At 44.5% G+C, this 4505-nt stretch carries 6 protein-coding genes; all 6 read right to left on the bottom strand.

Annotated features, from left to right (window positions below):
* Positions 1-1025: dipeptidase (locus IPZ60_RS14085; protein WP_194198351.1), on the bottom strand; the 1025-nt coding region annotated here is incomplete at its 3' end.
* Positions 1026-1027: 2 nt separating this feature from the next.
* Positions 1028-2194, bottom strand: coding sequence for a pyrroloquinoline quinone biosynthesis protein PqqE (pqqE, locus tag IPZ60_RS14080; protein WP_194198350.1), 1167 nt, complete (start codon positions 2192-2194; stop codon positions 1028-1030).
* The gene (gene pqqD / locus IPZ60_RS14075; protein WP_194198349.1) at positions 2191-2487 is read right to left on the bottom strand and encodes a pyrroloquinoline quinone biosynthesis peptide chaperone PqqD; all 297 of its coding nucleotides are present in this window, start codon (positions 2485-2487) and stop codon (positions 2191-2193) included. Before pqqD ends, pqqE begins: the two co-directional genes overlap by 4 nt.
* Positions 2484-3242 carry a pyrroloquinoline-quinone synthase PqqC gene (gene pqqC, locus IPZ60_RS14070; RefSeq protein WP_194198348.1) on the bottom strand — a complete coding sequence of 253 codons (759 nt, stop codon included), beginning with the start codon at positions 3240-3242 and terminating at the stop codon, positions 2484-2486. Before pqqC ends, pqqD begins: the two co-directional genes overlap by 4 nt.
* 42 nt (positions 3243-3284) lie before the next feature.
* Entirely contained in the window at positions 3285-4196 is a 912-nt protein-coding gene (gene pqqB, locus IPZ60_RS14065) for a pyrroloquinoline quinone biosynthesis protein PqqB (RefSeq protein ID WP_194198347.1), read from the bottom strand.
* A 79-nt stretch (positions 4197-4275) separates the two neighbouring features.
* The gene (gene pqqA / locus IPZ60_RS14060; protein WP_075107140.1) at positions 4276-4350 is read right to left on the bottom strand and encodes a pyrroloquinoline quinone precursor peptide PqqA; all 75 of its coding nucleotides are present in this window, start codon (positions 4348-4350) and stop codon (positions 4276-4278) included.
* Positions 4351-4505 lie beyond the last annotated feature (155 nt).

The raw sequence follows: 4505 nt of genomic DNA, 5'->3' as shown, positions 1-4505 counted from the left end.
GTAAACCAGTTTTTTGACGTGATCTTTTCAATCAATTGATCAGAGAAGTGTCGTTGCTGCATCCGCTCAATTAACATAGAGAGTTGACTGATATCAGACAAATCATCAGGTAATAAACAACCATCGAAATCAGAGCCAAAACCAACATGATCTTCGCCTATATGGTCAACTAGATAATCTAGATGATCGACAATCACATCAAGTGAGGTTTGCGTATTGCGCTGCCCATCTGCACGAAGAAAAGCGACATCGAAATTCACCCCAACCATGCCATGGCTTTTTTTGATAGCAGCCAGCTGGGCGTCGGTCAGGTTTCTGGCTTGCTGACATAAAGCATGAACATTTGAATGTGTCGCGACAATGGGCTGATTAATAATCTCTAACGTATCCCAGAACGCGCGCTCATTCATATGCGACACATCTATCAGCATCTGCTTGTCACAACACGCTAGAATGAGGTCTTTACCTTGAGTCGTGAGCCCAGATCCCGTATCTGGAGAGTGTGGAAAGGATGCATTTAAGCCATCACCAAAAAGGCTTTTTCTATTCCAGAGTGGGCCAATGCTTCTAAGCCCTGCATCATAAAAAACATCCAGCAGTTCAGGCTCAATGGCTAAAAACTCAGCACCTTCAAGGTGTAAAACGATGGCCAGTTGCTGATTTTGCTGACAGGTCTGAATTTGATTTAGAGACGTACAAATTTGAATCTGACCGTCTGATCGCGCCTGCAATTGCTGCGCAAGTTCTAATTGTGCACAGCAGATATCGACGATTTCTTGCGGCTCAAAGTCTGAGTTTGCAGGATTAGATAACTTGTCAGGATGGTTGTTTTTCACATAAGCGTAGGGCGGCAGGAAAATAGAAAATAATCCGCCCATCCATCCCGCTTGGCGACAACGTTGTAAATCTAGATGTCCCGGTAACGTGCCATGAACAAAATCATGCACAGGATCGGCAGCTGAACTTAGCCAAAGTCGAGTCAACAGATCATTATGTCCATCAAATATTACAGGTTGAGCGTTCATATTCAATCCGTTACCGTACGAGTAGGTATCAGTTGTTCTTCATTCAGCTGTTTGTTACTTAGCCGCTTAGAGTTTTTAGGATTGCGAAAACGCAATTCCTCAAAAGGTACAGGCGTCTCGCTATTGATACGCGCTTCCTCGATTAGATAATGATAAGGTGATTTGCCACACACAGGATCGGCGTTTTTGGCGTCCCCAGTAAGCATAAACGCTTGGCAACGACAGCCACCGTAATCGCGTTCTTTATCTGGGCAGCTTTGGCAGATATCGGGCATCCAATCGTCACCGCGAAACTGATTAAAACTCGCAGACTCATACCAGATATCTGACAACTGGGTATCGCGTACATTAGGGAACTGTATTGGCATTTGTCTGGCAGCATGGCAAGGTAGCGCTGTGCCATCAGGTGCTACTGTTAAGAAAATCTTACCCCAACCATCCATACAAGGTTTTGGACGTTCTTCGTAATAGTCAGGCACCACAAAAATAAGTTTGCACTTAATACCACGTTCTTCAATCTTCTTGCGGTATTCATTGGTAATGCGTTCGGCTCGGACCACTTGCGCTTTGGTAGGCAATAGACCTTCTATGTTTTCAAACGCCCAGCCATAAAACTGGCAAATAGCCAGCTCAACCGTGTCGGCTTCCAGCTCTAAGCACAGCTCAATAATCTGGTCAATCTGATCGATGTTTTGCCGATGAATGACAAAATTGAGCACCATCGGATAGTCGTACTGTTTGACCAGACGTGACATCTCGTATTTTTGCTCAAAGGCATGTTTCGAACCTGCCAAGGCATTGTTGACCGTTGGATCACTGGCTTGAAAGCTGATTTGAATATGCTGAAGACCTGCTTCTTTTAAACGCGCAATTCTAGCTTCGGTCAATCCCATACCTGACGTAATCAAGTTAGTATAAAAACCTTGATTGTGCGCATAAGCGACCAATTCTTCTAGGTCTTGACGAACCAGTGGTTCACCGCCAGAAAAACCAAGCTGCACCGCACCCATTTGCCGTGCCTGATCAAACACATCAAACCATTCTTGGGTCGTCAGCTCCTCTTTATACTGAGCATAATCAATGGGGTTGGAGCAATAAGGGCATTGTAATGGGCAGCGATAGGTCAACTCAGCAAGTAGCCATAGCGGAAGCCCGACTGGTGCAGTCATACTAAATCAATCCAATGTTCACGCTGGGCAACCAGCATATATTCAACGATATCTTGCTCGATTTCAGGGATATCGCCAAACATGGCTTGCACCTTTTGGATAATATCGGCGATGGTTGCTTGACCATCAATATGTTGCCCAATGATGCTAGCACTGTCATTGAGCTTAATCATGCCTTCAGGGTACAGTAAGACATACGCATTCTGAGCAGGCTCAAACTGGAAGCGATAGCCGTGACGCCATACCGGTACGATGGATTGATCCAGCTCAGGTAAACTAGCAGGTATACTCATTTGAACAATCCTTTATGCCAGACGTTATCAGAGGTGACACTTTGGTAAGGGGCTTGATTATGCACATAAGCCAAGCTCAAGGCATCCAAAATCGTCCATAAGATATCGAGCTTAAACTGTAGGATTTCTAACATACGCTCTTGTTGCTCGGCTGTCTTAAACGAGTCGAGTGTGATAGTCAGACCATGCTCAACATCGCGGCGCGCTTGACTCAAGCGCGAGCGGAAATAGGTATAACCTTCTTCCTTAATCCAAGGATAATGCTTGGGCCACGATTCTAAACGCGACTGGTGAATCTGCGGGGCAAATAGCTCTGTAAGTGAGCTACTGGCGGCTTCTCGCCATGAGGTACGCCGCGCAAAGTTCACATAAGCATCGACGGCAAAACGCACACCTGGTAGCACCAACTCTTCAGAGATTACTTGCTCACGAGTCAGCCCAACTGCTTCTGCCAGACCTAACCATGCCTCACGACCGCCGCCATCAGGATACACCCCATCTTGATCAATCATGCGTTGAATCCACTCTTGACGTACGCGCTGATCTGGGCAGTTTGCCATAATGGCCGCGTCTTTCAATGGAATGTTGATCTGATAATAAAATCGGTTGGCGACCCACGCTTGGATTTGCTGCTGTGTCGCTTTGCCTTCATGCATCATGACATGAAAAGGGTGATAAATATGATAATACTGACCTTTATCCATAATCGCTTGTTCAAACGCTTCTGGGCTAAGTGCTGTTTTTTCTTGTTGCATTGCATTCACCTTACGATTGCTGTCGTCGCCTTACCGTTTGTCTTAAAGCTCAATCTGCATACCATCAAACGCCACTTCAACACCATGTTGTTTTAATATCGCAGCCTGTTCAGATTGTTCATTCAATATCGGGTTGGTATTATTGATATGGATCAACACTTTACGAGCGTTATCTAACTGATCTAAATAATGCAGCGAGCCGTCTTCACCACTAATATGCAAATGTCCCATGTCTTGGCCAGTTTTGGTACCGACGCCGCATTCTTGCATCTCATTGTCAGTCCATAGGGTGCCGTCAATCATCACGCAATCAGAGGCTTTCATGATCTGCATAACGTCATCGTCAATTTTGCCCAAACCTGGCGCATAAAAGAGTTGTTTTTGTGTTTTTAAATCTTTCACAATCAGCGCAATATTATCGCCATCATGTGGATCATTACGGTGCGGTGAATAAGGCGGTGCGGAGCTTCTAATCACTAAAGGCGTCAACTCTAAATTGCCAAAGCCTTCAATCTTAAAGGTCTTTTTAGGATCAATTTGATGATATTGCAAGCCACCATTCCAGTGCTTCAACATGTTAAAAAGAGGAAATCCTGTCGTGAGATCTTGATAGACCATGTCAGTACACCAAACAGGCATAGGACAACCTTCACGCAGGGTTAATAGCCCTGTCGTATGATCAAGCTGACTGTCCATTAACACCACATTGGTGATACCTGTATCTCTCAATCCGCGTGCTGGCTGTGCCGCCTTAAATTCAAATAACTGTTGGCGAATATCAGGGGACGCATTGAATAAAATCCAATCTATGCCATTTTCTGATATGGCGATCGAAGATTGGGTACGAGTCTTTGCTTGAATCGTGCCTTGACGAACACCATGACAATTATGGCAATTGCAATTCCACTGCGGAAAGCCGCCACCAGCAGCTGAACCTAAAACATGAATATACATAAATCAATATTTCCAAATTGCTAAAAAAGTAAAAGCCCTAGTCATCTAGGGCTTTTAATGTATTCAGGTTTATTAGTTTTTAGCGTGCTTCAAAATACATGGTGATTTCGAAACCGATACGGATGTCTTGAAAAGCTGGTTTAGTCCACTGCATGGTATTACTCCGGAATGATCTTGCTGGTCAATAGGCAAGACTGGTAAAGGGAATAATTGATGCTATTACAATCTGACCCCTGCTGTCAATTTGTTAGATGTTAACTTGGGAAATTTTAACTACGCCACCTGGCGGTAATAATAAAACATACTTAT

The organism is Psychrobacter sp. NG25 (assembly GCF_015234355.1).
Lineage (GTDB): Bacteria > Pseudomonadota > Gammaproteobacteria > Pseudomonadales > Moraxellaceae > Psychrobacter.
Note: the sequence above shows the minus strand (reverse complement) of the source record. Positions and strands in the feature narration are given on the sequence as shown.

Bases quoted from the DNA above. Each gene is read 5' to 3' on its own strand.
- pqqE (WP_194198350.1), bottom strand. From the start codon at position 2,194: ATGACTGCACCAGTCGGGCTTCCGCTATGGCTACTTGCTGAGTTGACC.
- pqqD (WP_194198349.1), bottom strand. From the start codon at position 2,487: ATGAGTATACCTGCTAGTTTACCTGAGCTGGATCAATCCATCGTACCG.
- pqqC (WP_194198348.1), bottom strand. From the start codon at position 3,242: ATGCAACAAGAAAAAACAGCACTTAGCCCAGAAGCGTTTGAACAAGCG.
- pqqB (WP_194198347.1), bottom strand. From the start codon at position 4,196: ATGTATATTCATGTTTTAGGTTCAGCTGCTGGTGGCGGCTTTCCGCAG.